Raw genomic sequence first — 23,237 nt, forward strand, 5'->3', positions numbered from 1 at the left:
ATCTAAAAATCAGCCGCGCGCCCGCCAGCCGCGGAGGCGGGCCTCAGCGCGTGGCGCCCCTGCCCGCCGCATAGGCCAGCCCCGCGGCCACGCCGCCGAACAGGTCGCCCTCGACCAGCGGCGTGTCGGGGAAGGCGCCGCGCAGCGCATGCTGGAACGGCCGCAATGCCGACGAGCCGCCCGTGAGGTAGATCGCGCCCAGCGCGCCCTGCGGCAATCCGGCGCGGCGCAGGCATTCCTGCGCGCAGGCCACCACCTGCGCGAGGCGCTCGGCCAGGTGGCGCGCCATGCCGGCCTGCGACAGCGGCGCGCCCAGATCCGGCGCGACGAAGCCGAGGTCGATGCGCCCGTCCTCGCCCGAGAGCGAGCCCGCGATCTTCGCGCGCTCCACCTCCGCCGCGACGCGGTGGCCCAGCCGTTCCTCGAGGACCGTCATCAGCCGCGCGTGCAACTGCGGGTCGCGGTAGTCGCCACGCAGCGCGCGCGCCTCGCGCACGGCCTGCGGCGCGTAGAGCCAGTGGATCAGGTGCCAGGTGGACAGGTCGAAGAACACGCGGCTGGGCACCTCGCGCCCGTGCGGCCCCGTGTGGCGGTAGCCGAGCAGCGGCATCGCCAGCTCCAGGTTGAGCCGGTGGTCGAAGTCGGTGCCGCCGATGTGCACGCCGCTCGTGGCGAGGATGTCATCGGCGCGCTCGGCCCGCACCGCGCGCTTCGGGCCCAGGCGCACCACGGTGAAGTCGGAGGTGCCGCCGCCGATGTCCACGATCAGCACCAGCGATTCGCGCTCTACGCGCCGTTCGTAGTCGAAGGCCGCGGCGATGGGCTCCATCTGGAACGTCACGTCGCCCAGGCCGGCGGCCTGCGCGGCCTCGCGCAGCGAGGCTTGCGCCTGCCGGTCGCGCGCCGCGTCGCCATCCACGAAGTGCACCGGCCGCCCGATCACCACGCGCCGGGGCGCGCGGCCCATCGTGGCCTCGGCGCGCGCCGCCAGTTCGCGCAGGAAGCGCGCGATGATGTCCTGAAAGCTCACCAGTTCCCCGTGCACCGCCGTCTTTTCCTGCAGCAGCGCGCTGCCCAGCAGGCTCTTGAGCGAGCGCATCAGCCGCCCCTCGGTGCCCGCGAGGTATTGCGCCATCGCGGCGCGCCCGAAGTGCGTGGTGTGCTCCTCGAAATTGAAGAACAGCGCCGTGGGCATGGCCGTGGCCGCGCCTTCGAGCGCGATAGGGTGCGCCATGCCGTCGCTGCCGAGCATCGCCATGGCGGAATTGGAAGTGCCGAAGTCGATGCCGAGGAAAGCGGAGGCAGGGTTGCTCATGTGCCGGTGGAGTGGATGGGAATGCCCGTGCCGCCATCGGAAAACCCCGCGATGCCGGGATTCTTGAGCATATTGACTGGTCCCGCCGCCAGGAATCGAACCTGGATCTCAGCCTTCGGAGGGCCGAATTCTATCCGTTGAAATACAGCGAGAAGCGGATAGATTGTAGCCGCCCGCCGCATGGCTGCGCCCTGGTGCCGACGCAGGCGGCCATGTGCGCAAAAGCGCGCGGTTCGGGCTGCTTTCCGGGCCATCGGGACATGCCGGCCCCGCCACAATCGACGACAGACGGAGAGGAACACCCATGAACCTGCAATACCAGCTCAAGGCCGGCAGCTACTACCTGTACGACATGCGCGAGCACCCGAGCGCCGTGACCGGCGAGCGGCGCTTCAAGCTCAAGACGGACACCGTGGCCATCGCTTTCGACAAGCACACCGGCGAGGTGCACCAGCACGGCTGCCCCATGCGCATCCAGTCCTGGGCCAGCACCATGCGCCGGCGTCTGCGCGCGGCGGGCGCCTGGGCACAGGCGGAGGACATCGTCGTCGTCTCCGGCCCGCTGCCGGTCGACGAGATCAACAAATGCCTCGGGGTCGCGGGCTACTGCCGCCGCCTGCTGGGCCGGCTGCCGAGCCTGCCGCACGGCAAGCTGCAGGCGCCCACGCCGCGCTACGCGTGAAAGCCCCGGGCCTGCACGAGGCTCGGCGATAATCGCTGGGCCCCGCCGCACGCCGCCCTTGGCGGGGGACATATATCGCATATATCCCTTCTTCCATGCGCCACCCCATTTCCGTTGCCCTGTCGATTTCACGCCAGGCGAACCGCGCGGCCATGACGCGGGCCGGCTGATGTCCAGTTCCGGCTTCTTCCTCGACGTGCGCTCGCTGCAAGCGCATGTGCCCGCGCCCACCTATGCGCGCGGACTGGACATCTACCGCAGCCAGCAGGTGCTGGACTACACGCTGCAACCGGCCAGCAGCAGCGAATGGCACATCGAAGGCGAAGTGCAGGGTAGCGAGCGCGCGCCCTACGAGACCAGCGTGCTCTTGGAGATCGGCGGCGCGGGCCGCGTGACGCTCTTCCACGGCGACTGCAGCTGCCCCGTGGGCAGCAACTGCAAGCATGCTGTTGCGCTCGCGCTGAAGGCCGCCTACAAGGCCGGCGGCGCCCAGGCGCCGGCACCCCCCGCGCCGCCGCAGCAAAGCGCGGACCAGGCCCGCCAGCAGGTAGGCCAGTGGCTCGGCCTGTTCGACGTCGTTGAGCCGGCCATACCCGCATCCCCCGCCGCCACGGCGGACCGCTTCGTCTACCTGCTGGCCGAGCGCAAGCAGCGCAGCGCAAACAGCCCCACATTAACCCTGGCCTGGGGCTACTCGCGCCCGCTCAAGCGCGGCGGCTGGACCCGCGTGAAGCAGCCGCACCCCTATGCCTATTACGCGCCGCGGCACGGCGCGGCCAACGGCTCCCCCGATGACCAGGAATGCGTGCGGCTGATCACCGCGCTGGAGCAGACCGCGTACCACCATGGCTGTGGCATCGTGCAGGGCCAGGCCGGCGTGCTGGCCCTGCAATTGGCGGCGCGCACGGGCCGGCTGTTCGCCGCCGACGCCGACGGCGAAATCGCCGGCGCGCCCCTGCAATGGGGGCCGCCGCGCCCGATCCGCTGGGAGTGGCAAGAGATCGTCCGGCCCGCTGCGACCGAACCCCTGTGGGCCCTGCGCCCCCTGCTGGACGGCAGCGGGCAGTCCGCCGTACGCTTGTTCACCAGCCAGCCGCCGTTCTACCTCGACGCCGCAGCCGGCCTGTGCGGCCTGGCCGAAGCGCCCGGCATCGACAGCCGGCACCTGCCGCTGCTGCTGGGCGCGCCGCCCATTCCGCAGTCGGCGTTCGAGCAGCAGCAAGCGGCGCTGCTCGAACGGCTGGCCGGCCTGCCGCTGCCGCCGACCGTGACGCCGCCCGAGGTGCTGCAGGGCGTTACCCCCGCCTGGCATCTGCACATCGAACCCGTGCCGCCGCAGGATGCGCCGCGCCTGGGCCCGCTGCGCGCCACGCTGCGCTTCGACTACGCGGGCCTGCGCGGCTACTGGCCGCACTTCGAGGCGCGCGTGCTGGCAGAGCACGCGGGCCACCGCGTGCTGCTGCACCGCCAACTGGCCGCCGAGATGGACGCGCGCCAGGCGCTGCAGCGCCTGGGGTTGGTGGACGACGGCCTGGGCGCGCACCACCTGCCGCCGGGCGTCGCCACTGCCATCCCGGCCTGGCTGGACTGGGCCGCCAACGACTTCGCGCCGCTGCGCGAGGCCGGCTTCACGCTGGACCTCGACGCGCGCCTGCAAGGCTTCATCCAGCAGGCGGATACGCTGGAGCTGCGGCTGGCTGCCAGCGGCGGCGATGCGGAACTCGCAATGCAGGATGCCCCGCAGGACGAGGCCCACGCACCTTCGCCCTGGTTCGACCTGTCGCTGGGCATCGAGATCGACGGCGTGCGCCAGAACGTGCTGCCCTGGCTGCCCGAGTTGCTGGCCCAGTTGCGCCCCACTGCGGACGGCGCCGACCTGCCCGCATGGATCTGGCGCCGACGCAACGACGGCGGCTACGTGCGCCTGCCCAGCGCACCACTGCGACCCTGGCTGCAGGCACTGCTCGAACTGGTGGGCGAGCGCGGCGCGCGCGATTTCGAGGGCGAGGTGCTGCGCCTGTCGCGCCTGGAAGCGCTGCGTGCGGGCGCCTCGCTCGGCGAGGGCGCACAGTGGTCGGGCGCCGCGCAACTGCGCGAACTGCTGCGCCAGTTGGGTGGCCACAGCCGCTTGCCCGAAACCGTGCCGCCGGCGGGCCTGCGGGCCGAACTGCGGCCCTACCAGCGCCATGGCCTGGACTGGCTGCAATTCCTGCGCACGCACGGGCTGGCCGGCATCCTGGCCGACGACATGGGCCTGGGCAAGACGCTGCAGACGCTGGCCCACATACTGGCCGAGAAAGAGGCGGGCCGCCTGGACCGACCCTGCCTCGTGGTCGCTCCGGTCAGTCTGCTGGGCAACTGGCAGCGCGAGGCCGCGCGCTTCGCGCCGGAGCTGCGCACCCTGGTCTGGCACGGCCATGGCCGCCACGATGCAGCGGAGCGCATCGCCCAGAACGACCTCGTCATCGTCCCCTATTCGCTGCTGCAGCGCGACCGCGAGCGCTGGCAGACGCAGCCCTGGCACCTGGTGGTGCTCGACGAAGCGCAGAACATCAAGAACGCCAGCACCCACGCCGCGCAGGTGGCCGGCGCGCTGGACGCGCGCCACCGCCTGTGCCTGTCGGGCACGCCGCTGGAAAACCACCTGGGCGAGCTGTGGAGCCTGTTCCATTTCCTCATGCCCGGCTTCCTGGGCAGCCAGGCGCGCTTCAAGGAACTGTTTCGCACGCCGATCGAGAAGCACGGCGACAGCGAGCAGATGGACCAACTGCGCCGCCGCGTCACGCCGTTCATGCTGCGCCGCACAAAGTCCATCGTGGCCGCCGAGCTGCCCGAGAAAGTGGACAGCACCACCCTCGTGGCGCTGGCGGGCGCGCAGGCCGACCTGTACGAAACCATCCGCCTGGCGACCGAAAAGGCGGTGCGCCAGGCGCTCGCGGACAAGGGGCTGGCGAAGTCGCAGATCCAGATCCTCGACGCGCTGCTCAAGCTGCGCCAGGTTTGCTGCGACCCGCGCCTGCTGCCGGCGTCGTCGGCCACGCGCAAGGTACGGCAGTCGGCCAAGCTCGACCTGCTCATGGAGATGCTGCCCGAGATGCTGGCCGAGGGCCGGCGCGTGCTGCTGTTCTCGCAGTTCACCAGCATGCTGGCGCTGATCGAGGCGGAGCTGAAAACGCGCGGCATGGCCTGGACGAAGCTCACCGGCCAGACGCAGCAGCGCGAGCGCGTGATCGCGCGCTTCACCCAGGGCGAGGTGCCGCTGTTCCTCATCAGCCTGAAGGCCGGCGGCACGGGCTTGAATCTGCCGCAGGCCGACACCGTGATCCACTACGACCCCTGGTGGAACCCCGCGGTGGAAGATCAGGCCACGGGCCGCGCCCACCGCATCGGCCAGCGCAACCGGGTGTTCGTCTACCGGCTGGTCGCCGAAGGCACGATCGAGGAGCGCATCCTGGCGCTGCAGGCGCGCAAGGCGGCGCTGGCAGAGAGCCTCTACCGCGGCGCCGCGGCACGCCGCGAACCGCTGTTCACCGAGAGCGACGTGGCCGATCTGCTACGCCCGCTGGGGGCCTAGGCTTTATAGGGAAATCGGGCTCCAGCGCTTTGTTTTCCTGCGGTGAATGCTATTATTTAAGGAGCAAAAAGCTCTGCGTATAACGGTATCTGCCGCAGGTCACCGCCAGCGCCCGCCGCACCGGTACGATACGGCTTGCCGATCAACACACGGAGGCAGCAGATGATGATGACGACGAACGAATTGCAGCAAGGGCCCTGGGACACGCTGGAGCGCCAATGGGGCTGGATCGCGCTGCGCGGCGCCGCGGCGGTGGTGTTCGGCGCGCTGGCCTTCGCCTGGCCCGGCGCGACGCTGGCCGCGCTGGTCATCGTGTGGGGCGCCTATGCGCTGGTGGACGGCGTGCTGTCGCTGGCCGCGGGCCTGCGCATCCGCGACAACGGACGCCCGCTCTGGGCGCTGGTCGCCGTGGGGCTGCTGGGCATCGCCGCGGGCGTGATCACATTCCTGTGGCCGGGGCTCACGGCGATCACGCTGGTGCTCGTGCTGGCCGTGTGGGCCGTGGCCGCCGGGGTGTTCCAGATCGCCGCTGCCATCGCGCTGCGCCGGAAGATCGCGGGCGAATGGCTGCAGGCGCTGTCGGGGCTGCTGTCCATCGTGTTCGGCGTGCTGGTGCTGCTGCAGCCCGCCGTGGGCGCGGTGGTGCTGGCATGGATCGTCGGCAGCTACGCCATCGTCTTCGGCGCGCTGCTGATCGGCCTGGCGCTGCGCCTGCGCAAGCGCCGCCAAGTCCATGTAAAGACCCGGTAAATGAAAATTACTTTTATCTGCTGCCATTAAAATCCGGGGCTTTCACTGATCGGCAATCGCGGCAGGACACCCGCGCCGCGAACGCGATGGAAGGCACACAGGACAACCGGCACCGGGCCTACTGGCTCAAGACACTGCACGAATGGCATTGGGTCAGCGCCGCTGCCTGCCTGCTGGGCATGCTGCTGTTCGCCGTGACCGGCTTCACGCTCAACCACGCCGGGCAGATCGAGGCCAAGCCGCAGGTCACCAGCCAGCGCGCCACGCTGCCCGAGGCGCTGCGCGGCGCGCTGGCGCGGCAGGCCCGCGCCGCCCCGGCCCACGCCGCCGTGCCCGCCGCGCTGCAGGCGTGGGCGCGCAGCGAATGGGGCATCGATACCGCGGGCCGCGAGGCCGAGTGGTCGCCCGGCGAACTCTATGTCTCGCTGCCGCGCCCCGGCGGCGACGCCTGGCTGCGCGTGGGCCTGGAAGACGGCGCCGCCGAATACGAGCGCACCGACCGCGGCTGGATCTCCTACCTCAACGACCTGCACAAGGGACGCAACACCGGCGCGGCCTGGGGCTGGTTCATCGACATCTTCGCCGCGGCCTGCCTGGTGTTCACCGTGACCGGCCTGTTCATCCTGCTGATGCACGCGGGGCGGCGGCCCTTCACCTGGCCCCTGGTGGGCCTGGGGCTGGTCGTTCCCGTCCTGCTGGCGCTGCTGTTCATCCACTGACCCGACGAAAGAGAGAAAGCCCATGACCAATGCACCGCTCCTGCGCTACACCATGGCGCTCGGCGCCTGCCTGGGCGCGCCCGTGGCGTTCGCCGCCAGCCTGAACGTGGGCGTGGAGATCCCGCGGCTCGACGTGGCGCAATACCACCGCCCCTATATGGCCGTATGGATCGAGCGCGCCGACAGCAGCGTGGCCGCCACGCTCGCGGTCTGGTACGACGTGAAGAAGCGCGATGGCGAGGGCGCCAAGTGGCTGAAGGACCTGCGCCAGTGGTGGCGCCGCGCGGGCCGCGAGCTGGCCGTGCCGATCGACGGCGTGACCGGCCCCACGCGCCCGGCGGGCCCGCACCAGCTGGCCTTCGCCGAGGACGCGGCGCCGCTCGCCAAGCTGCCCGCGGGCAGCTACAGGCTCGTGGTGGAGGCGGCGCGCGAAGCGGGCGGGCGCGAAGTGGTGTCGGTGCCGTTCGACTGGCCGCCCGCCAAGGCCGCCGCGCCGCTCGGCGCGCAGGGCAGCAGCGAGATCGGCGCCGTGAAGCTCGATCTCAAGCCCTGAGCCCCCGCCGCCGCCCATCGGGAACAGCCAAGGAACCACCATGCAACTCAAGTCCCGCCTTGCCCTTTGCGCCGCCGTGCTCTGCGGCGCCATCTCGTGCGCACAGGCCCACAACATCTGGCTGCTGCCGTCGAGCACGGTGCTGTCCAAGGCCGAATGGATCACCGTGGACGCCGCCGTGTCCAACGACATGTTCTTCTTCAACCACGTGCCGCTGGCGCTCGACAACCTCACCGTCACCGCGCCCGACGGCAGCGCCGTGCAGCCCGAGAACGCGTGGCGCGGCAAGCTGCGCAGCGTGTTCGACCTGAACCTCACGCAGACCGGCACCTACCGCCTGGCGGTGGTCAACAGCGGGCTGTTCGCCAGCTACAAGGACAAGGCCACGGGCCAGCCCCGGCGCTGGCGCGGCACGCCCGAGATGTTCGCGGCGCAAGTGCCCACCGACGCGCTGGAGCTGCGCGTCACGCAGTCCGCGGGCCGCGTGGAGACCTTCGTCACCGTGGGCAAGCCCAGCGCCATCAAGCCCACGGGCCAGGGGCTGGAGCTGGTGCCGGTGACGCACCCTAACGACTTGGCGCAAGGCGAGAAGGCCACCTTCGTTTTGCAGGTGGACGGCAAGCCCGCCGCCGGCCTGGGGGTCGCCATCGCGCTGGGCGGCACGCGCTACCGCGACAAGATCGACGAGATCAAGACCACCACCGACGCCGCCGGCCAGTTCAGCGTGACCTGGCCCGCCGCGGGCATGTACTGGATCGACGCCGACACGAAGGACGACAAGACCTCGCTGCCGCAGGTCAAGGAGCGCCGGCTGTTCTACGTCGGCACGTTCGAGGTCCTGCCCTAAGCCCTGCCGCCGCCCATGCAGCTCCGCTACAGCGCCGAATTGCCGCGCATGCGCGCGCCCGCCATGGCGGGCGCGTCGTTCGCACAGCCCGGATACGCGGGCGCCATGGCGCCGCGCCGCGCCGACCCGGCGGCGCTGCACACGCTGGCGGGCGAAACCATGGGCACCACCTGGCGCGTGCGGCTTGCCAACCCGCGGTTGCGCCCGCTGGAGGAGGCCCGCGCCATCGTCGAGGCCGCGCTCGCCGCCGTGGTGCGGCAGATGAGCCACTGGGAGCCGGCTTCCGACCTGTCGCGCTACAACCGCGCGCCCGCCGGAAGCTGGCACCTGCTCGCGCCCGGGTTCTTCACCGTGCTCGATGCCGCGCTGCGCTGGGCGCGCGCGAGCGGCGGCGCGCTGGACCCGACCGTGGCGCCGCTGGTGGCGCTGTGGGGTTTCGGCCCGCATGCCCGCACCGGCGGGCCACGCGTGCCGGATGCCCGGGCCATCGCGGCGGCGCGCGCGCAGGTCGGCCATGCGCGCCTCGCGCTGCGGCCCGCGGACCGCGCGGCGCTGCAGCCCGGCGGCGCGCAGCTCGACTTCTCGGGCATCGCCAAGGGCTATGCGGTGGACCTTGCGGCACTGGCGCTGCGCGACGCGGGCTGGAGCGACTGCCTGGTCGAAGTGGGCGGCGAACTGCGCGCCAGCGGCCAGCGGCCCGACGGGCTGCCCTGGCGCGTGGCGGTGGCCGCGATGCCTCACAACGCAGCGGGAGCGGCACCACCGCTGGCGCTGCGCGGGCAGGCCATCGCCACCTCGGGCGATCACTGGCATGCATTCGAGCATGCAGGTGAACGCTACGCCCACACCATCGACCCGCGCACCGGCGCGCCCGCGCGCCACGCGCTCGCAGCGGTGACCGTGGTGCACGCCGAGTGCATGCACGCCGACGCGCTGGCCACCGTGCTGACGGTGCTGGGCCCGCAGGAGGGCGCGGCATTCGCCGAAGCGTACGGCGTGGCCGCGCTGTTTTGCGTACGCGGGCCGCAGGGGCCGGTATTGACGGCCACCACGGCATTTGCAGCGCTTCAACCTGGAAACGGCAGTTGACCGCTTCGTATCCCTTGCCAGGCCGGATGAAATCGAGCGTTGACGGCTTCGATGGGGTTCGCCTCGTGGGTGAGAGCGCCATGCACCTGCCAGCACCGCGCTCGGCGCGCCATGCGGCGTTGCTCCTCCTTGCGGGCACCAGCCCGCCGCGTCGCCCGGTCTTGCCTGGCACGCCGATCACGGCACCGGCAGGCGCATCCAACTGCCGTTTCCAGTGCAGTGTTCGATGCTTGGCGGCACCAATAAAAGCGATGCGTTTTGGCGCAGGGCAAGGCGCAAACCGCAGCGATAGCCGTCGCTATCGCGAGGATTTGCAACGCCGCCATGCGGCAAAAGGCGCGGTTTTATGTGCTGCTCAGCGTTGAACACTGCACTAGGTTCAATGAGCCTGGACATGGGCCGCGTTGCGGCGGCGGCGCTTCTGGTTGCGGCCTATGCCGCGCTGTGCGCGGGCATCTGGCTGCGCGAGCGCCGCCGTGCCGCGCAGGCGCGCACCGAGGCCGCGGCGCTGGCCGAAGCGCGCACGGGTGCGGTGCCGCTGCTGGTCGGCTATGCCAGCCAGACCGGCCATGCCGAGGAGATCGCGCACGAAACCGCGCGGCTGCTGCACGCGGCGGGCGAGCCGGTGCGGCTGGCCGCGCTAGACGACATCGACGCCGCGCTGCTCGCGCTGACCCAGCGCGCGCTGTTCATCGCCAGCACCTACGGCGAGGGCGACGCGCCCGACAACGCCGCGGCGTTCTGGTGTCGCTGCCAGGCCGGCGCTGCCCTGCTGCCGCACCTGCGCTACGGCCTGCTCGCGCTGGGCGACCGGCAGTACGCGCATTTCTGCGGCTTCGGTCGCGCGCTCGACGCCTGGCTGCACGGGGCGGGCGCCACGCCGCTGTTTGCGCGCATCGACATGGACAATGCCAACGCCGGCGCGCTGCAGGCCTGGCGGCACCAGTTGAGCCAGTTCGCCAGCCTCACGGAACTGCCGGACTGGCAGGCGCCCACCTTCGCCGCCTGGACACTGGTGGCGCGCCGGCAGCTCAACCCCGGCAGCGTGGGCGCGCCGGTGGTGCACCTCGAACTCGAGCCCCCGGCGCCCACGGTATGGGAGCCGGGCGATCTGGCGGAAATCCGCGTCCCCGCGGACCCGGAACACCCGCGCGAATACTCCATCGCCTCCATCGCCCGCGACGGGCGTGTGCACCTGCTGGTGCGCGCGACCACGCGGTCCGACGGCACGCCGGGGCTGGCCTCGGGCTGGCTGGCGAATACGCAGGACAAGGGGCTCGAAATCGGCGGTGCGGTGCAGATGCGCCTGCGCGCGCACCCCGCCTTCCGGCTGGAAGGCAACGCCGCGGCCCCCATCGTCTTCATCGGCAACGGCACGGGGCTGGCGGGCCTGCGCAGCCACCTGCGCGCGCGCGCCGCGGCGGGCACGGGGCCGAACTGGCTCGTCTTCGGCGAGCGCAACGCGGCGCACGATTTCCTGTACGGCGACGAGCTGCGCGGCTGGCTGGCGAGCGGCGTGCTGGAGCGTCTGGACGTGGCGTTCTCGCGCGACCAGCCGCAGCGCATCCACGTGCAGGACCGGCTGGCCGAGGCCGCCGACGCGCTGCGCGACTGGGTGGAGCGGCGCGGTGCGGCGCTCTATGTCTGCGGCAGCTTGCAGGGCATGGCCCAGGGGGTGGATGCCGCGCTGCGCGCGGCGCTCGGCGATGCGCAGGTGACCGCGCTCGCGCGCAGCGGGCGCTACCGGCGCGACGTGTACTGAGATTGCTCCTGAATTGATAGCTGTCGCCGCAGTATTTACCTGCGCTGGAGGCACTTTTTGCTACCAATCATTGTGCCATCAGCGCGGCGGGGTCTTCGGCCTGCAGCACGGCCTGCGCCCAGGTGGCGAGGCGCTGGGTGTCGGCGCGCAGCACTTCCTGCTTGACCGCCAGGATCTGCGAGGGGTGCATCGAGAAGCTGCGCAGCCCCAGGCCCAGCAGCAGGCGCGTCATGGCCGTGTCGCCGGCCATTTCGCCGCAGACGCTGACCGGCTTGCCCTGCGCGTTGCAGGCTGCGATGGTGTCGGCCACCAGCCGCAGCACCGCCGGGTGCAGCGGGTCGTAGAGGTGGGCCACCGATTCGTCGGCGCGGTCGATGGCCAGCGTGTATTGGATCAGGTCGTTGGTGCCGATGGAGAGGAAGTCGAAGTAGCGCAGGAACATGCCCACGGCCAGCGCCGCCGCGGGGATCTCGATCATCGCGCCCACCTGCACCGGGCCGTGGGCCACGCCGCGCGCGTCCAGCTCGCCGCGGGCCTGGTCGATCAGCGCGAGCGTCTGGCGAATCTCGCCGCCGTGGGCCAGCATGGGCACCAGCAGGTGCACCGGCCCGTGTGCTGCGGCGCGCAGGATGGCGCGCAGTTGGGTGCGGAACATGGCCGGGTCGGCCAGGCTCCAGCGAATGGCGCGCAGGCCGAGCGCGGGGTTGAGGTGCGCGTCGTCGCGCAGGCTGCGGTCCAGCGGCTTGTCGGCACCCACGTCCACGGTGCGGATGGTCACGGGCAGGCCCTGCATGCCGGCGACGGCGCGGCAGTAGGCATCGTACTGCTCGTCCTCGTCGGGCAGCCGGCCCTGGCGGCCCATGAACAGGAATTCGCTGCGGAACAGGCCCACGCCGGCGGCGCCGGCCTTGAGGGCGGCGGGCGCGTCGTCGGGGCCCTCGATGTTGGCGAGCAGCTCGATCTTCTGGCCGTCGAGCGTGACGGCGGGCGTGTGGCGCAGGCGCGCCAGGCGTTCGCGCTCCAGCGCACCCTGGCGCTGCTTGAAGCCGTACTCGGCCAAGATGATGGGCGACGGGTCGACGATGACCACGCCCGCGTCGCCGTCGATGATGACCCAGTCGTCCTGCTGCACGAGATGGCTGGCGCTGCGCGCGCCGACGACGGCGGGGATGTCCATGCTGCGCGCCACGATGGCGGTGTGCGAGGTCTTGCCGCCCACGTCGGTGACGAAGCCGGCGAACACGCTCTTCTTGAACTGCAGCATGTCGGCGGGCGAGAGGTCGTGCGCGATCAGCACCACGGGCACGTCCACTGTGTCGCCGAGCAACAAATCCTGCTGGGTGCGGCGGCGCGGCGCGGTGGGCGGCGCCACCGGGCTGGCCACGCCGCGCATGTGGCGCAGGATGCGCTCGACCACCTGCTCCAGGTCGGCCTTGCGCTCGCGCAGGTAGGGGTCTTCCATCTCGTCGAACTGCCGCGAGATGACTTCGAGCTGCGCGGTGAGCGCCCACTCGCCGTTGTAGAGGCGGTCGGCGATCCAGTGCTTGACGCCGCTGACCAGTGTCTCGTCTTGCAGCAGCATGAGGTGCACGTCGAGCAGCGCGTCGAGTTCGGGCGGGGCGTCGCGCGGCATGTCGGCCCGCAGGCGGCGCACTTCCTCGATCACGGCGTTGCGGCTGGCGCGCACGCGGGCGATCTCTTCGCCGACCTGGCCGGCCTCGATGAAGTAGTGCGCGACATCCAGGCGGCTGGACGCCACCAGCACCGCCCGCCCGATGGCGATGCCGCGGGCGACGGCCAGGCCGTGCAAGGCAAAGGTCATGCAGCCCCCACGCCTGGCTCGCCGTACCACGAGGGAGCGGCGCCTTCGGGCGGCCGGGCGGGGGCGCGGGTCACTCGCCCTCTCCGAACTTGTCGTTGATGAGCGCGCGCAGCGCGTCCATGGCCTCCTGCTCGCGCTCGCCGCTGGTTTCCAGCTCGACCTCGGTACCGATGCCCGCAGCCAGCATCATCACGCCCATGATGCTCTTGGCGTTGACGCGGCGTTCGCCGCGCGACATCCAGACCTCGCAGGGGAAACTGCCCGCGAGCTTGGTGAGCTTGGCCGATGCGCGCGCGTGCAGGCCGAGTTTATTGCTGATGCTGATAGTGGTCTTGATCATGTTTGCGTCGGGCTTGGTTCTGCGGCGCGGTGATCGCCACCTGCATCACCCCCTGTGTGCCGCCGACCACGGCGCGGGTGACCAGGGCGTCGAGCGACTCGTTGAGGTAGGTGACGGTGCGCAGCAGCATGGGCAGGTTGACGCCGGTGATCAGGCGCGACTGCACGCCGTCCACGAGCCGCTGGGCCACGTTGCAGGGCGTGGCGCCGAACAGGTCGGTCAGCACCAGTGTCTGCCGGCCGCCGAGCTGCTCCATGGCGATGCGCGCGGCGGCCAGGGTCTCGTCGGGCGTCACGTTGGGCTGCACGTCCACCGCGCCGATGCGCGCGCCCGCGTCGGGGAACACATGCAGGGCGCACTGGCGCAGTGCGTGCGCCAGTGGCGCGTGGGCGATGATGAGGATGGCGTTGCTCATGGGGCAGGGGTCTGCGGCGCATTATGGCGCTCCAGGTCCAAACGCAGGCCGGAGAAGAACGCATCCGCCGCCTCGGGCCGCGGCGCGTCGGCGAGCACTACCGCCTGATACACATGCACCGCGCCGTGGACCGTGGCGGCAAACCAGGCTGCATGCAGGGTGGTGGCGGCGCCTTGCGGGCGATGTCCGGACGCCGTGATGCGCACCGAACCCGGCAGCGCCAAGGCGCCGAGTGGGGCAAAAGACACACTCGCATCGGGCGCCTGCGCGCCCAGGCGGGCCAGCGCGGCCGCGCGCCAGCGTTCGAGCACCAGCGCGACCTGGGCGGCGTCGCTCAAAGCCGTGTAGGCCACCGCGTAGGTGGCGCCGCCGGCATCGCAGCCCGCCATGTGCACGGAAACCGGCGCGGCGCCGGCCTGCATGTCGCGCACGGCCTGATCGGGCTTGCAAGGCAGCGCGGCCGTGAGCGCGCCATCGTCTAGGCGCACGTCGCGCCAGTTGAGGGTAGGATTGCACGCAGCCAGCAACACAATGGCGGCGGCGCGGGGCAGGAAGCGCATGGCGCGATTATCGGTGCCGTGGAGTTGCAGTACACCGCCAGCGCCTCCATGGCTGGCAACAACCCGGCGCTGCATGGAAACCGGTGCGCTCCGATCACCTTGACCTTGCCACTACACTGTTTCAAACCGTATCACCCTGCCCTCGCCGAGATGCACACGACCATGGCCCCCGACCAGACGGTTCATGCAACACTCCCCACCGCTGGCGAAGCGGGTGCCGAGAGCGCGGCGGCGCTCGGGGACGCCTATGCGCTGGCCGACGCCATCGGCGTGCAGTTGTCGCAGCCCTTGGGCGAGATGGAAGCCATCGTGCAGGAGCTGCTGCACACGGGCAAGATTTCCCGCCAGCAGGTGCTGACGCTGCTGGCCAGCATCACCGCTGCGCGCCGCGTGGCGATGCAAAGCCAGCAGCTCACGCGCCTGTCCCAGGGGCGGCTGCGGCAGTCCCACGAGCGCGTGGGCCTCGACGACATCCTGCGCCAAGCGCTGGCCGAGCGCAGCGCCGTTTTCCAGCGTGCGGGCGTGGAGGTGTCACAGCGCATCCGTCCGGTGGAAGTGCTGGTGGACCCGAGCCTGCTGGCCAGCCTGCTGGAGGCGCTGCTGGACTGCATGTGCCCCCAGGCATGCCGGCTGCTGGTGTCGCTGGAGGTGAACTCCTGGCCCCAGCATGCGCTGCTGACGCTGAATGCACTGGGCATCGAGGATGACAGCACACTGGCGCGCACCCATCCGGCGATGCACGGCCAGTTGAGCTGGCACCTGCTGTCCGAGCTGGCGCGGACCATGGAGGTGCCCATGGTGCACCAGACATCGCCCCACCAGGTCCGCGTGCAGTTGGAGTTCCCGCGCACCGTGGCACAGATGGAAGACATGGCCATCGGCGATGCGGACGCGGGCACGGATTCCGTGCTCCATAGCGAGCTGCATGCCTTGGCGGCGCACCGGATCTTGCTCGTGACGTCCGACCACGCGCTTGAACAGGATGTGCGCGCAGTGTGCGAGCAGTTGCAGTTGTCGCTCGAGTGCGCGGAGTCCGCCGCCGTGGCGCTGCAGTCGGGCGATGACGCCCGGCCCGACGTGCTGCTGGTCGACACCCGTACCTCCCACGGCGGCGGTCCGGGGCATTCCTCTGCGGCGGCAGCGACGCCCGCAGTCATCGAAATCATCGACGCGACCGGCACGCTGGCCATGCCGAACTGGGACGCTGGCCACCGCCTGCGCGTCAGCCGCGCCAGCCTGCGCACGCAACTGCCGCAGTTGCTGGCGCTGGAACTGTCGCGTGCCCAGTAGGGCTAGTGCAGTGTTCAACGCTAAGCAGCATAAAACCGCGCCTTTTGACGCATGGCGGCGTTGCAAATCCTCGCGATAGCTACGGCTATCGCTGTGGTTTGCGCCTTGCCCTGCGCCAAAACGCATCGCTTTTATCCTATTTCCGGCAGTTGAATCCCCAAAATTCGAGCAAGTGCCTGTCACGCATTGAGTTTCCATGCTTTCCAGACTCACCCATTTGGAACTGCTCTGCAGTCACGCGAAGTCTTTGGAAACCCGCATGGATATTGGGTTTTTTCAGTTTTTCGGTTGGTTCAACTGCCGGATTTAGGTTTATTGGTGCCGCCAAGCATCGAACACTGCACTAGGTGCCGCCCACGCAGAACTTTCCCCGCGCCCGCACACTCCATGACCTGGATAAAGCACGCTTTGTGCGCCGCCGCTACACTGCCCGCCTAGCCCAGGAATTTCCCGATGAAGCTGAAGCACTTTCTGACCGGTGCGGTCGTGGCCGCGGTACTTGTGGCGGGCGGCGTATGGGCCATGCGTTCCACCACCACGGTGGCGCCCGACTCCACGTTCGTCCTGCTCGATGGCAGCCGCACAACCACGTCCGACCTCCATGGCCGGGTAACGTTGGTGAACTTTTGGGCCACGAGTTGCACCACCTGTGTCGCGGAGATGCCGCGCATCGCATCCACCTACGACAAGTACAAGGACCGCGGGTACGACACCTTGGCCGTGGCCATGAGCTACGACCCGCCGAGCTACGTCGTCAACTATGCGCAGACGCGCAAGCTGCCGTTTCCCGTGGCGATCGACAATACAGGCGCGATCGCCAAGGCCTGGGGCGAAGTCCAGTTGACGCCGACCAGCTATCTCGTGGACAAGCAGGGGCGCATCGTGAAGCGCTATGTAGGCGAGCCCGACTTCGCGGAACTGCACCAGTTGATCGAGCAACTGCTGTCGCAAACCACCTGAACCTGTTCAGCGCCGGCACCAGGTTTGGCACTTGAGGTGCTGTTCGCCGTTGCGGCGGGCGTGAAGTGGCAGTGGCAGTGGCAGTTGCCTCGCTCGGCTAGTGCAGTGTTCGATGCTTGGCGGCACCAATAAAAGCGATGCGTTTTGGCGCAGGGCAAGGCGCAAACCACAGCGATAGCCGTAGCTATCGCGAGGATTTGCAACGCCGCCATGCGTCAAAAGGCGCGGTTTTATGTGCTGCTTAGCGTTGAACACTGCACTAGACTGTAGAGGACGCCGACTGCCCTTTGCCCGTGAATTCCACCGACATCCGCCTCATCGTTGCATCCCAGCCGGACGAAATGGGAGCTGTCCGGGAAATATTCGAGGAATACGCGCGCGGATTGCAGGTCGATCTGTGCTTCCAGGGCTTCGCCGAGGAACTGGCAGGCCTGCCGGGCGAGTATGCGGCGCCACGCGGCACGCTGCTGCTTGCCTTGGTCGGTGGCGCGATCGCGGGCTGCTGCGCACTGCGCCCGCTGGACACAGTGGACTACCCCAACGCGTGCGAAATGAAACGGCTGTACGTACGCCGCGCTTTCCGCGGCTTCGGCATCGGCAGGCTCCTGGCGGAAGAGACGCTCGACACCGCCCGTCGCGCAGGCTATGCATGCATCCTGCTGGATACGCTCGACGACATGGAGGCTGCGCGCGCCCTGTACGAGGAACTGGGGTTTGCGGAAATCCCGCCGTACTACCACAACCCCGTCGCAGGCGCGCACTACCTGCGCGCCGAACTGTAGCCTCCTGCGCGCTGGGTTTCGGCACAGGACTTCAGCCGGCCACCTGCGCAAGCAGCGTCTGCGCGTCGCTGACCTCGAATTTTCCCGGCGCCTCGACATTCAGCGTGGCGACCTTTCCATCTTTCACCAGCATCGAATAGCGGCAGCTACGCAGGCCCATGCCCTTGCCGGTCAGGTCCAGCGTAAGGCCCGCCGCCTTGGCAAATGCGGCATCGCCATCGGCCAGCAGGCGCACCTTGCCAGCGGTCTGCTGGTCGCGCGCCCATGCGCCCATCACGAACGCATCATTGACGCTCAGGCACCATATTTCATCGACACCGGCGGCATGCAGCTCGGCGGCCTTCTGCACATAGCCCGGCAGGTGCTTGGCCGAGCAGGTGGGCGTGAACGCTCCCGGGACGGCGAACAACGCGATGGTCTTGCCCGTCGCGGCCTGGCGCACATCGACCAGGTTGGGGCCCAGGCTGCAGCCGTCGCCTTCCACTTCGGAATATTCCTGCAGCGTCACCGCAGGGAGAGAGTCGCCAACTTTGATCATGTGAATGCACCTCGCAGGTCATGTGGAACGGGCATGCCTCCCGGGGAGGGTGCCCACAAAGAAAAACGACCCACATTGTGGGTCGTTTCCTGGGACTGTGCTGATTGCAGCGCAAAAGCGCTCAGACGATCGCGGCCTTCTCGACCAGGCGGGTAGCCACCCAGTTCTTGGTCTTCGAGATCGGGCGGCTTTCCGTGATCTCGATGAGATCGCCCAGATGGTATTCACCCTTTTCGTCGTGCGCATGGTATTTGCTCGACTTGCCGACGATCTTGCCGTACAGCTCGTGCTTCACGCGGCGCTCGACCAAGACGGTGACCGTCTTGGCGCGCTTGTCGCTGACCACCTTGCCAATCAAGGTGCGCTTGAGGGATTTCTTGGCTTCCGTCATGTTCGCTCCGTATTACTTGGCGGCTTGCTTTTGGGCAAGGATGGTCTTGGCACGGGCGATGTCGCGGCGCGTGTTGCGCAGCGTCGTCGTGTTGGTCAACTGTTGCGTGGCCTTCTGCATGCGAAGACCGAAATGGGCCTTCTGCAGATCCTTGATCTCGGCCTCCAGGCCCGCAACGTCTTTCTGGCGCAGTTCAGCAGCTTTGGTCATATCCATTCTCCTGAATCAGGCGCCGATCTGACGGGCGACGAAGGTCGTGCGCAGCGGCAGCTTGGCGGCAGCCAGGCGGAAGGCTTCGCGGGCCAGCTCTTCAGGAACACCCACGATTTCGTAGATGATCTTGCCGGGCTGGATCTCGGCCACGTAGTATTCGGGGTTGCCCTTGCCGTTACCCATCCGCACTTCTGCGGGCTTGGTGGAAATCGGCTTATCGGGGAACACGCGAATCCAGATGCGGCCACCACGCTTCACGTGGCGGGAGATCGCGCGGCGCGCGGCTTCGATCTGGCGGGCCGTCAGGCGACCACGGTCCGTGCACTTCAGGCCAAAGTCACCGAACGCCACCGAGTTGCCCCGGGTGGCGATGCCGGTGTTACGGCCCTTCTGCTCTTTGCGGTATTTGCGGCGAGCGGGTTGCAGCATGTTTATTCTCCTTTGCCGTCCGCTGCTGTAGCGGGCGCGCCTACCTTGCGGACGCGCTTAACGACGGTTTTTGTATCGGCACCGCCGGCTTCGACGGGCTTGTCGCTGCCATCGGCAGGGGCGGCATTGGCGCCAACAGGGCGGCGCGGGCCGCCACGGCGGTCAGAACCCGGGCGGTCCCCCGGACGGCCATCGCGGCGCGGGCCACGCGGGCGGCGCTCTTCATCGGCACGCGGCTCAACGGCAGCGGGCAGGTCATTTCGGCCCAGCGTATCGCCCTTGTAGACCCAGACCTTGACGCCGATCACACCATAGGTGGTCTTGGCTTCGGAGGTACCGTAGTCGATATCGGCACGCAGTGTGTGCAGTGGCACGCGGCCTTCGCGGTACCACTCGCAACGTGCGATTTCGATACCGTTCAGTCGGCCCGACGACATGATCTTGATGCCCTGGGCACCCAGACGCATGGCGTTCTGCATGGCACGCTTCATGGCGCGGCGGAACATGATGCGCTTTTCGAGCTGCTGGGTGATCGAGTCGGCGATCAGTTGGGCATCGATTTCGGGCTTGCGCACTTCCTCGATATTCACGGCGACCGGCACGCCCAGACGGGTCGCGAGTTCCTTCTTGAGGTTCTCGATGTCCTCGCCCTTCTTGCCGATCACCACGCCCGGACGGGCCGAAAAAATGGTGATGCGCGCATTTTTGGCGGGGCGCTCGATGAGGATGCGCGAAACCGCGGCATTCTTCAGCTTGGCCTTCAGGTACTCACGCACCTTGATGTCTTCGGCCAGCATGCCCGCGAAGTCGCGGTTGTTGGCATACCAGCGGCTGGACCAGTTACGGCTGATGGCCAGGCGGAAGCCGGTAGGATGGATTTTCTGTCCCATATTCTTCCAGGCCTTTCAGTTGCCAACCGTCACGTACACATGGCACGTGGGCTTGCTGATGCGGTTGCCGCGGCCTTTGGCGCGCGCGGTGAAGCGCTTGAGCGTAGTGCCTTGTTCGACGTAGATGGTCTTGACCTTCAATTCGTCGATGTCGGCGCCATCGTTGTGTTCGGCATTGGCGATAGCCGATTCCAGAACCTTCTTGACGATGCCCGCAGCTTTTTTTTGCGTGAACGTCAGGATGTCCAGGGCCTGGTCCACTTTCTTGCCGCGGATGAGATCGGCGACCAGGCGACCCTTGTCGACCGAGAGGCGGACACCGCGGAGGACTGCACGTGTTTCAGACATGTCGAACTCCTTACTTCTTGGCCTTCTTGTCCGCCGGGTGACCCTTGAACGTACGGGTCAGGGCGAACTCGCCGAGCTTGTGGCCAACCATCTGGTCGGTGATGTAGACCGGCACGTGCTGCTTGCCGTTGTGCACGGCAATGGTCAGGCCGATGAACTCGGGCAGGACCATGGAACGACGCGACCAAGTCTTGATCGGCTTCTTGTCCTTCGTCGTCACGGCCTTGTCGGCCTTCGCCACCAAGTGATGGTCAACGAACGGACCTTTTTTGAGAGAGCGAGTCATTTGCTATCCCTTATTTCTTACGGCGCGACACGACCATGACCTGGGTGCGCTTGTTGTTGCGGGTGCGGTAACCCTTGGTCAGATTGCCCCACGGGTCGACGGCATGGCGGCCTTCGCCGGTCTTGCCTTCGCCGCCACCGTGCGGGTGGTCCACAGGGTTCATCGCAACGCCGCGTACGGTCGGGCGGATGCCCTTCCAGCGCTTGACGCCAGCCTTGCCGAGTTGGCGCAGACTGTGCTCTTCGTTGGCGACTTCGCCGATGGTGGCGCGGCATTCGATGTGTATCTTGCGCACTTCACCCGAACGCAGGCGGACCTGCGCATAGGTGCCTTCGCGCGCCAGCAGCGTAGCCGACGAACCCGCCGAGCGGGCGATCTGCGCGCCCTTGCCCGGCTGCAGTTCGATCGCATGGATCGTGGAGCCGACGGGAATGTTGCGGATCGGCAGCGTGTTGCCCACTCGGATCGGCGCTTCCGCGCCGGAGATCAGCGTCGCGCCGGCTTCCACGCCGCGCGGGGCGATGATGTAGCGGCGCTCGCCGTCCGCGTACACCACAAGCGCGATGTGGGCGGAGCGGTTCGGGTCGTACTCGATGCGTTCGACCTTGGCCGGCACACCGTCCTTGTTGCGCACGAAGTCGACAACACGGTAGTGGTGCTTGTGGCCGCCGCCCTTGTGGCGGGTGGTGATGTGGCCGTTGTTGTTGCGGCCAGCCTTCTGGAACTGGGGCTCCAGCAGCGGCGCATGCGGAGCACCCTTATGCAGGTGCTCGCGCGAAATCTTCACCACGGCGCGCTGGCCCGGCGAGGTCGGCTTCATCTTGATGATTGCCATGATTTACGCAGCCTCCCCGGAGAAGTTCAACTCTTGGCCAGCCTGCAGCGTCACATAGGCCTTGCGAACGTTGTCGCGGCGCCCGATCGACTTGCCGAAACGCTTGGTCTTGCCCTTGATGTTGACGACGGACACGCCCTTGACCTGCACCTTGAAGAGCAGCTCGACCGCAGCCTTGATTTCGGGCTTGGTGGCGTCTTGCAGCACCTTGAAAGTCACGGCATTGGACTTCTCGCCCACCATCGTGGCCTTTTCGGACACGATGGGCGCGACGAGCACCTGGTACAGGCGGCCTTCGTCGATTTTTGCAGTGGTGCTCATGCGTACAACTCCTTGAGCTTGTCGACCGCGCCCCTGGTGATCAACACCTTCTTGTAGTGCACGAGCGAGACGGGGTCGGCATAACGCGGCTCGACCACCAGCACGTTGGTCAGATTGCGCGATGCGAGGTACAGGTTCTCGTCGACTTCCTCGGCGATCACCAGCACGGACTCGACGTTCAGCGCCTTGAACTTCGCAGCCAACTGCTTGGTCTTGGGTGAGTCCACCTTGAAGGATTCGACGACGGCCAAGCGGCCTTCGCGCACCAGTTGCGACAGGATAGCGGCGATGCCCGCGCGGTACATCTTCTTGTTGAGCTTCTGCGTGAAGTTTTCGTTCGGCAGATTCGGGAAGATGCGGCCACCCCCGCGCCACAGAGGCGAGGAAGTCATACCTGCACGCGCGTTACCCGTGCCCTTTTGCTTGAAAGGCTTCTTGGTCGAGTGCCTGACCTGTTCGCGGTCCTTCTGGGCGCGCGTGCCTTGACGTGCGTTGGCCTGGTAGGCCACGACGAGCTGGTGTACTAAGTCTTCGTTGTATTCGCGGCCGAAAATCGTTTCAGGCGCATCCACCTTGGATGCGGCCTGGCCTTGTTCGTTCAGGAGTTCGAGCTGCATCAGTTCGCTCCCTTCGGCGCGGCTTTGACGGACGGACGCACGGTGACGAAACCACCCCTGGAGCCCGGAATCGCGCCCTTGATCAGCAGCAGTTGGCGGGATTCGTCGATACGGATGACGTCCAGGTTCTGTGTGGTCACGGTCACGTCGCCGAGGTGGCCCGACATCTTCTTGCCCGGAAACACGCGTCCCGGATCCTGCGCCATCGAGATGGAGCCCGGAACGTTGTGCGAACGGCTGTTGCCGTGGGAGGCGCGCTGCGAACTGAAGTGGTGGCGCTTGATCGTGCCGGCGAAGCCCTTGCCGATGGAGGTGCCCTGCACGTCCACCTTCTGGCCCACAGCAAACAGGTCGCCCACTGGCAACGAAGCGCCAGCGGCGTACTTGGACGCGGCTTCGGCGCTGACCTGGAATTCACGGACGATTTCGCCGGACTCGACTCCCGCCTTGGCGAGATGGCCAGCCTCAGGCTTGGTCACGCGCGATGCCTTGCGCGTGCCGAACGTCACCTGCAGGGCGACGTAGCCATCGTTCTCTTGGGTTTTGACCTGGGTCACGCGGTTGTTGGACACATCCACCACCGTGACGGGCACTGCGTCCCCGTCATCGGTGAACAGACGCATCATGCCCACCTTGCGGCCCAGCAACCCGAGGGAGTTGCTCAGACTCATTTGTTTCTCCAAAACCCCCACCGCGCGCTACTTCAATTGGCAGCGGCGTTTGTACGCGTTCGTACTGTGGGAGAAGGTTGATAAAACCCGCGCCTTGCAGCGACCCCAAAGGGACTTCCGTTTTGCGCAGAGCCTTAAAGTATAACGCGGACTGCTCTTGCGAGCAAGTCCGAGTCTTGTCCAACGAGGTATGAGCCTGGAGCCGGGCTCGTGATTCCACTGAGCAATGAGCCTGGCG

28 protein-coding genes and 1 tRNA gene are annotated in these 23,237 nt (G+C 68.1%); 12 read left to right on the forward strand and 17 right to left on the reverse strand.

The features are described from left to right. Positions 1–43: 43 nt before the first annotated feature. A complete protein-coding gene (locus PY257_RS11675) occupies positions 44–1,315 on the reverse strand; it encodes an Hsp70 family protein (RefSeq protein WP_275741969.1) in 1,272 nt (423 codons plus the stop codon). A 77-nt stretch (positions 1,316–1,392) separates the two neighbouring features. Continuing rightward, a tRNA-Arg gene (locus PY257_RS11680) sits at positions 1,393–1,467 on the reverse strand. A gap of 152 nt (positions 1,468–1,619) precedes the next feature. On the opposite strand from PY257_RS11680, the gene PY257_RS11685 reads away from it, so the two are divergent. From PY257_RS11685 to PY257_RS11725, 9 genes are all read left to right on the forward strand, one after another. After that, complete coding sequence (locus PY257_RS11685; RefSeq protein ID WP_275741971.1) at positions 1,620–1,997, forward strand: hypothetical protein; 378 nt, start codon at positions 1,620–1,622, stop codon at positions 1,995–1,997. Positions 1,998–2,166: 169 nt separating this feature from the next. Further along, positions 2,167–5,571 carry a DEAD/DEAH box helicase gene (locus tag PY257_RS11690; RefSeq protein ID WP_275741973.1) on the forward strand — a complete coding sequence of 1,135 codons (3,405 nt, stop codon included), beginning with the start codon at positions 2,167–2,169 and terminating at the stop codon, positions 5,569–5,571. Between the two features lie 162 nt (positions 5,572–5,733). After that, entirely contained in the window at positions 5,734–6,321 is a 588-nt protein-coding gene (locus PY257_RS11695; protein ID WP_275741975.1) for an HdeD family acid-resistance protein, read from the forward strand. 86 nt (positions 6,322–6,407) lie between these two features. Next, the gene (locus PY257_RS11700) at positions 6,408–7,040 is read left to right on the forward strand and encodes a PepSY-associated TM helix domain-containing protein (protein ID WP_275741977.1); all 633 of its coding nucleotides are present in this window, start codon (positions 6,408–6,410) and stop codon (positions 7,038–7,040) included. Between the two features lie 22 nt (positions 7,041–7,062). Then, positions 7,063–7,593 (forward strand): DUF2271 domain-containing protein, encoded by a 531-nt coding sequence (locus PY257_RS11705; protein WP_275741979.1) that lies wholly within the window; start codon positions 7,063–7,065, stop codon positions 7,591–7,593. A 40-nt stretch (positions 7,594–7,633) separates the two neighbouring features. Further along, entirely contained in the window at positions 7,634–8,440 is an 807-nt protein-coding gene (locus PY257_RS11710) for a DUF4198 domain-containing protein (RefSeq protein WP_275741981.1), read from the forward strand. A 48-nt stretch (positions 8,441–8,488) separates the two neighbouring features. Then, positions 8,489–9,529: an FAD:protein FMN transferase gene (locus PY257_RS11715; protein WP_419095702.1), complete on the forward strand. Its 1,041-nt coding sequence runs from the start codon at positions 8,489–8,491 to the stop codon at positions 9,527–9,529. Positions 9,530–9,555: 26 nt separating this feature from the next. Beyond that, positions 9,556–9,894 (forward strand): hypothetical protein, encoded by a 339-nt coding sequence (locus PY257_RS11720; RefSeq protein WP_275741985.1) that lies wholly within the window; start codon positions 9,556–9,558, stop codon positions 9,892–9,894. 17 nt (positions 9,895–9,911) lie between these two features. After that, positions 9,912–11,291, forward strand: coding sequence for a sulfite reductase subunit alpha (locus tag PY257_RS11725; RefSeq protein WP_275741987.1), 1,380 nt, complete (start codon positions 9,912–9,914; stop codon positions 11,289–11,291). A 67-nt stretch (positions 11,292–11,358) separates the two neighbouring features. On the opposite strand, the gene ptsP is transcribed toward PY257_RS11725, so the two are convergent. From ptsP to PY257_RS11745, 4 genes are all read right to left on the reverse strand, one after another. Further along, positions 11,359–13,113, reverse strand: a complete 1,755-nt coding sequence (ptsP, locus tag PY257_RS11730; protein WP_275741989.1) for a phosphoenolpyruvate--protein phosphotransferase — start codon at positions 13,111–13,113, stop codon at positions 11,359–11,361. Between the two features lie 70 nt (positions 13,114–13,183). Then, positions 13,184–13,453: an HPr family phosphocarrier protein gene (locus PY257_RS11735; RefSeq protein WP_275741991.1), complete on the reverse strand. Its 270-nt coding sequence runs from the start codon at positions 13,451–13,453 to the stop codon at positions 13,184–13,186. Beyond that, entirely contained in the window at positions 13,422–13,868 is a 447-nt protein-coding gene (locus tag PY257_RS11740) for a PTS sugar transporter subunit IIA (protein ID WP_275741993.1), read from the reverse strand. The genes PY257_RS11735 and PY257_RS11740 overlap by 32 nt, the downstream gene beginning before the upstream one ends. Continuing rightward, a complete protein-coding gene (locus PY257_RS11745; RefSeq protein ID WP_275741995.1) occupies positions 13,865–14,428 on the reverse strand; it encodes a hypothetical protein in 564 nt (187 codons plus the stop codon). Before PY257_RS11745 ends, PY257_RS11740 begins: the two co-directional genes overlap by 4 nt. Before the next feature lie 150 nt (positions 14,429–14,578). On the opposite strand from PY257_RS11745, the gene PY257_RS11750 reads away from it, so the two are divergent. From PY257_RS11750 to PY257_RS11760, 3 genes are all read left to right on the forward strand, one after another. Beyond that, positions 14,579–15,718 (forward strand): histidine kinase, encoded by a 1,140-nt coding sequence (locus tag PY257_RS11750; RefSeq protein ID WP_275741997.1) that lies wholly within the window; start codon positions 14,579–14,581, stop codon positions 15,716–15,718. Positions 15,719–16,171: 453 nt separating this feature from the next. Then, positions 16,172–16,678, forward strand: a complete 507-nt coding sequence (locus PY257_RS11755; protein WP_275741999.1) for a peroxiredoxin family protein — start codon at positions 16,172–16,174, stop codon at positions 16,676–16,678. Positions 16,679–17,019: 341 nt separating this feature from the next. Next, on the forward strand, positions 17,020–17,460 hold the full coding sequence (locus tag PY257_RS11760; protein ID WP_419095703.1) for a GNAT family N-acetyltransferase: 441 nt from the start codon (positions 17,020–17,022) through the stop codon (positions 17,458–17,460). 31 nt (positions 17,461–17,491) lie between these two features. Here PY257_RS11760 and PY257_RS11765 read toward each other — a convergent pair whose 3' ends face one another. The 11 genes from PY257_RS11765 to rplC all read right to left on the reverse strand — a co-directional run bounded on the left by PY257_RS11765 (position 17,492) and on the right by rplC (position 22,999). Beyond that, complete coding sequence (locus tag PY257_RS11765; RefSeq protein ID WP_275742003.1) at positions 17,492–17,998, reverse strand: peroxiredoxin; 507 nt, start codon at positions 17,996–17,998, stop codon at positions 17,492–17,494. Between the two features lie 121 nt (positions 17,999–18,119). Continuing rightward, positions 18,120–18,389 carry a 30S ribosomal protein S17 gene (gene rpsQ, locus PY257_RS11770; protein ID WP_275742005.1) on the reverse strand — a complete coding sequence of 90 codons (270 nt, stop codon included), beginning with the start codon at positions 18,387–18,389 and terminating at the stop codon, positions 18,120–18,122. Between the two features lie 12 nt (positions 18,390–18,401). Next, complete coding sequence (gene rpmC, locus PY257_RS11775) at positions 18,402–18,599, reverse strand: 50S ribosomal protein L29 (RefSeq protein WP_275742007.1); 198 nt, start codon at positions 18,597–18,599, stop codon at positions 18,402–18,404. Between the two features lie 15 nt (positions 18,600–18,614). Then, positions 18,615–19,031: a 50S ribosomal protein L16 gene (rplP, locus tag PY257_RS11780; protein ID WP_275742009.1), complete on the reverse strand. Its 417-nt coding sequence runs from the start codon at positions 19,029–19,031 to the stop codon at positions 18,615–18,617. A 2-nt stretch (positions 19,032–19,033) separates the two neighbouring features. Then, a complete protein-coding gene (gene rpsC, locus PY257_RS11785) occupies positions 19,034–19,921 on the reverse strand; it encodes a 30S ribosomal protein S3 (protein WP_275742011.1) in 888 nt (295 codons plus the stop codon). A gap of 15 nt (positions 19,922–19,936) precedes the next feature. Then, positions 19,937–20,269, reverse strand: coding sequence for a 50S ribosomal protein L22 (gene rplV, locus PY257_RS11790; protein ID WP_275742013.1), 333 nt, complete (start codon positions 20,267–20,269; stop codon positions 19,937–19,939). Positions 20,270–20,279: 10 nt separating this feature from the next. Beyond that, the gene (gene rpsS, locus PY257_RS11795; protein WP_275742015.1) at positions 20,280–20,555 is read right to left on the reverse strand and encodes a 30S ribosomal protein S19; all 276 of its coding nucleotides are present in this window, start codon (positions 20,553–20,555) and stop codon (positions 20,280–20,282) included. 10 nt (positions 20,556–20,565) lie between these two features. After that, positions 20,566–21,390, reverse strand: a complete 825-nt coding sequence (rplB, locus tag PY257_RS11800; protein WP_275742017.1) for a 50S ribosomal protein L2 — start codon at positions 21,388–21,390, stop codon at positions 20,566–20,568. A 3-nt stretch (positions 21,391–21,393) separates the two neighbouring features. Beyond that, complete coding sequence (gene rplW / locus PY257_RS11805) at positions 21,394–21,711, reverse strand: 50S ribosomal protein L23 (protein ID WP_275742019.1); 318 nt, start codon at positions 21,709–21,711, stop codon at positions 21,394–21,396. Next, positions 21,708–22,328 carry a 50S ribosomal protein L4 gene (gene rplD / locus PY257_RS11810; protein WP_275742021.1) on the reverse strand — a complete coding sequence of 207 codons (621 nt, stop codon included), beginning with the start codon at positions 22,326–22,328 and terminating at the stop codon, positions 21,708–21,710. The genes rplW and rplD overlap by 4 nt, the downstream gene beginning before the upstream one ends. Continuing rightward, positions 22,328–22,999 carry a 50S ribosomal protein L3 gene (gene rplC, locus PY257_RS11815; RefSeq protein WP_275742023.1) on the reverse strand — a complete coding sequence of 224 codons (672 nt, stop codon included), beginning with the start codon at positions 22,997–22,999 and terminating at the stop codon, positions 22,328–22,330. Before rplC ends, rplD begins: the two co-directional genes overlap by 1 nt. Positions 23,000–23,237 lie beyond the last annotated feature (238 nt).

This window comes from Curvibacter soli, from assembly GCF_029211125.1.
Classification (GTDB): Bacteria; Pseudomonadota; Gammaproteobacteria; order Burkholderiales; family Burkholderiaceae_C; genus Curvibacter_A; species Curvibacter_A soli.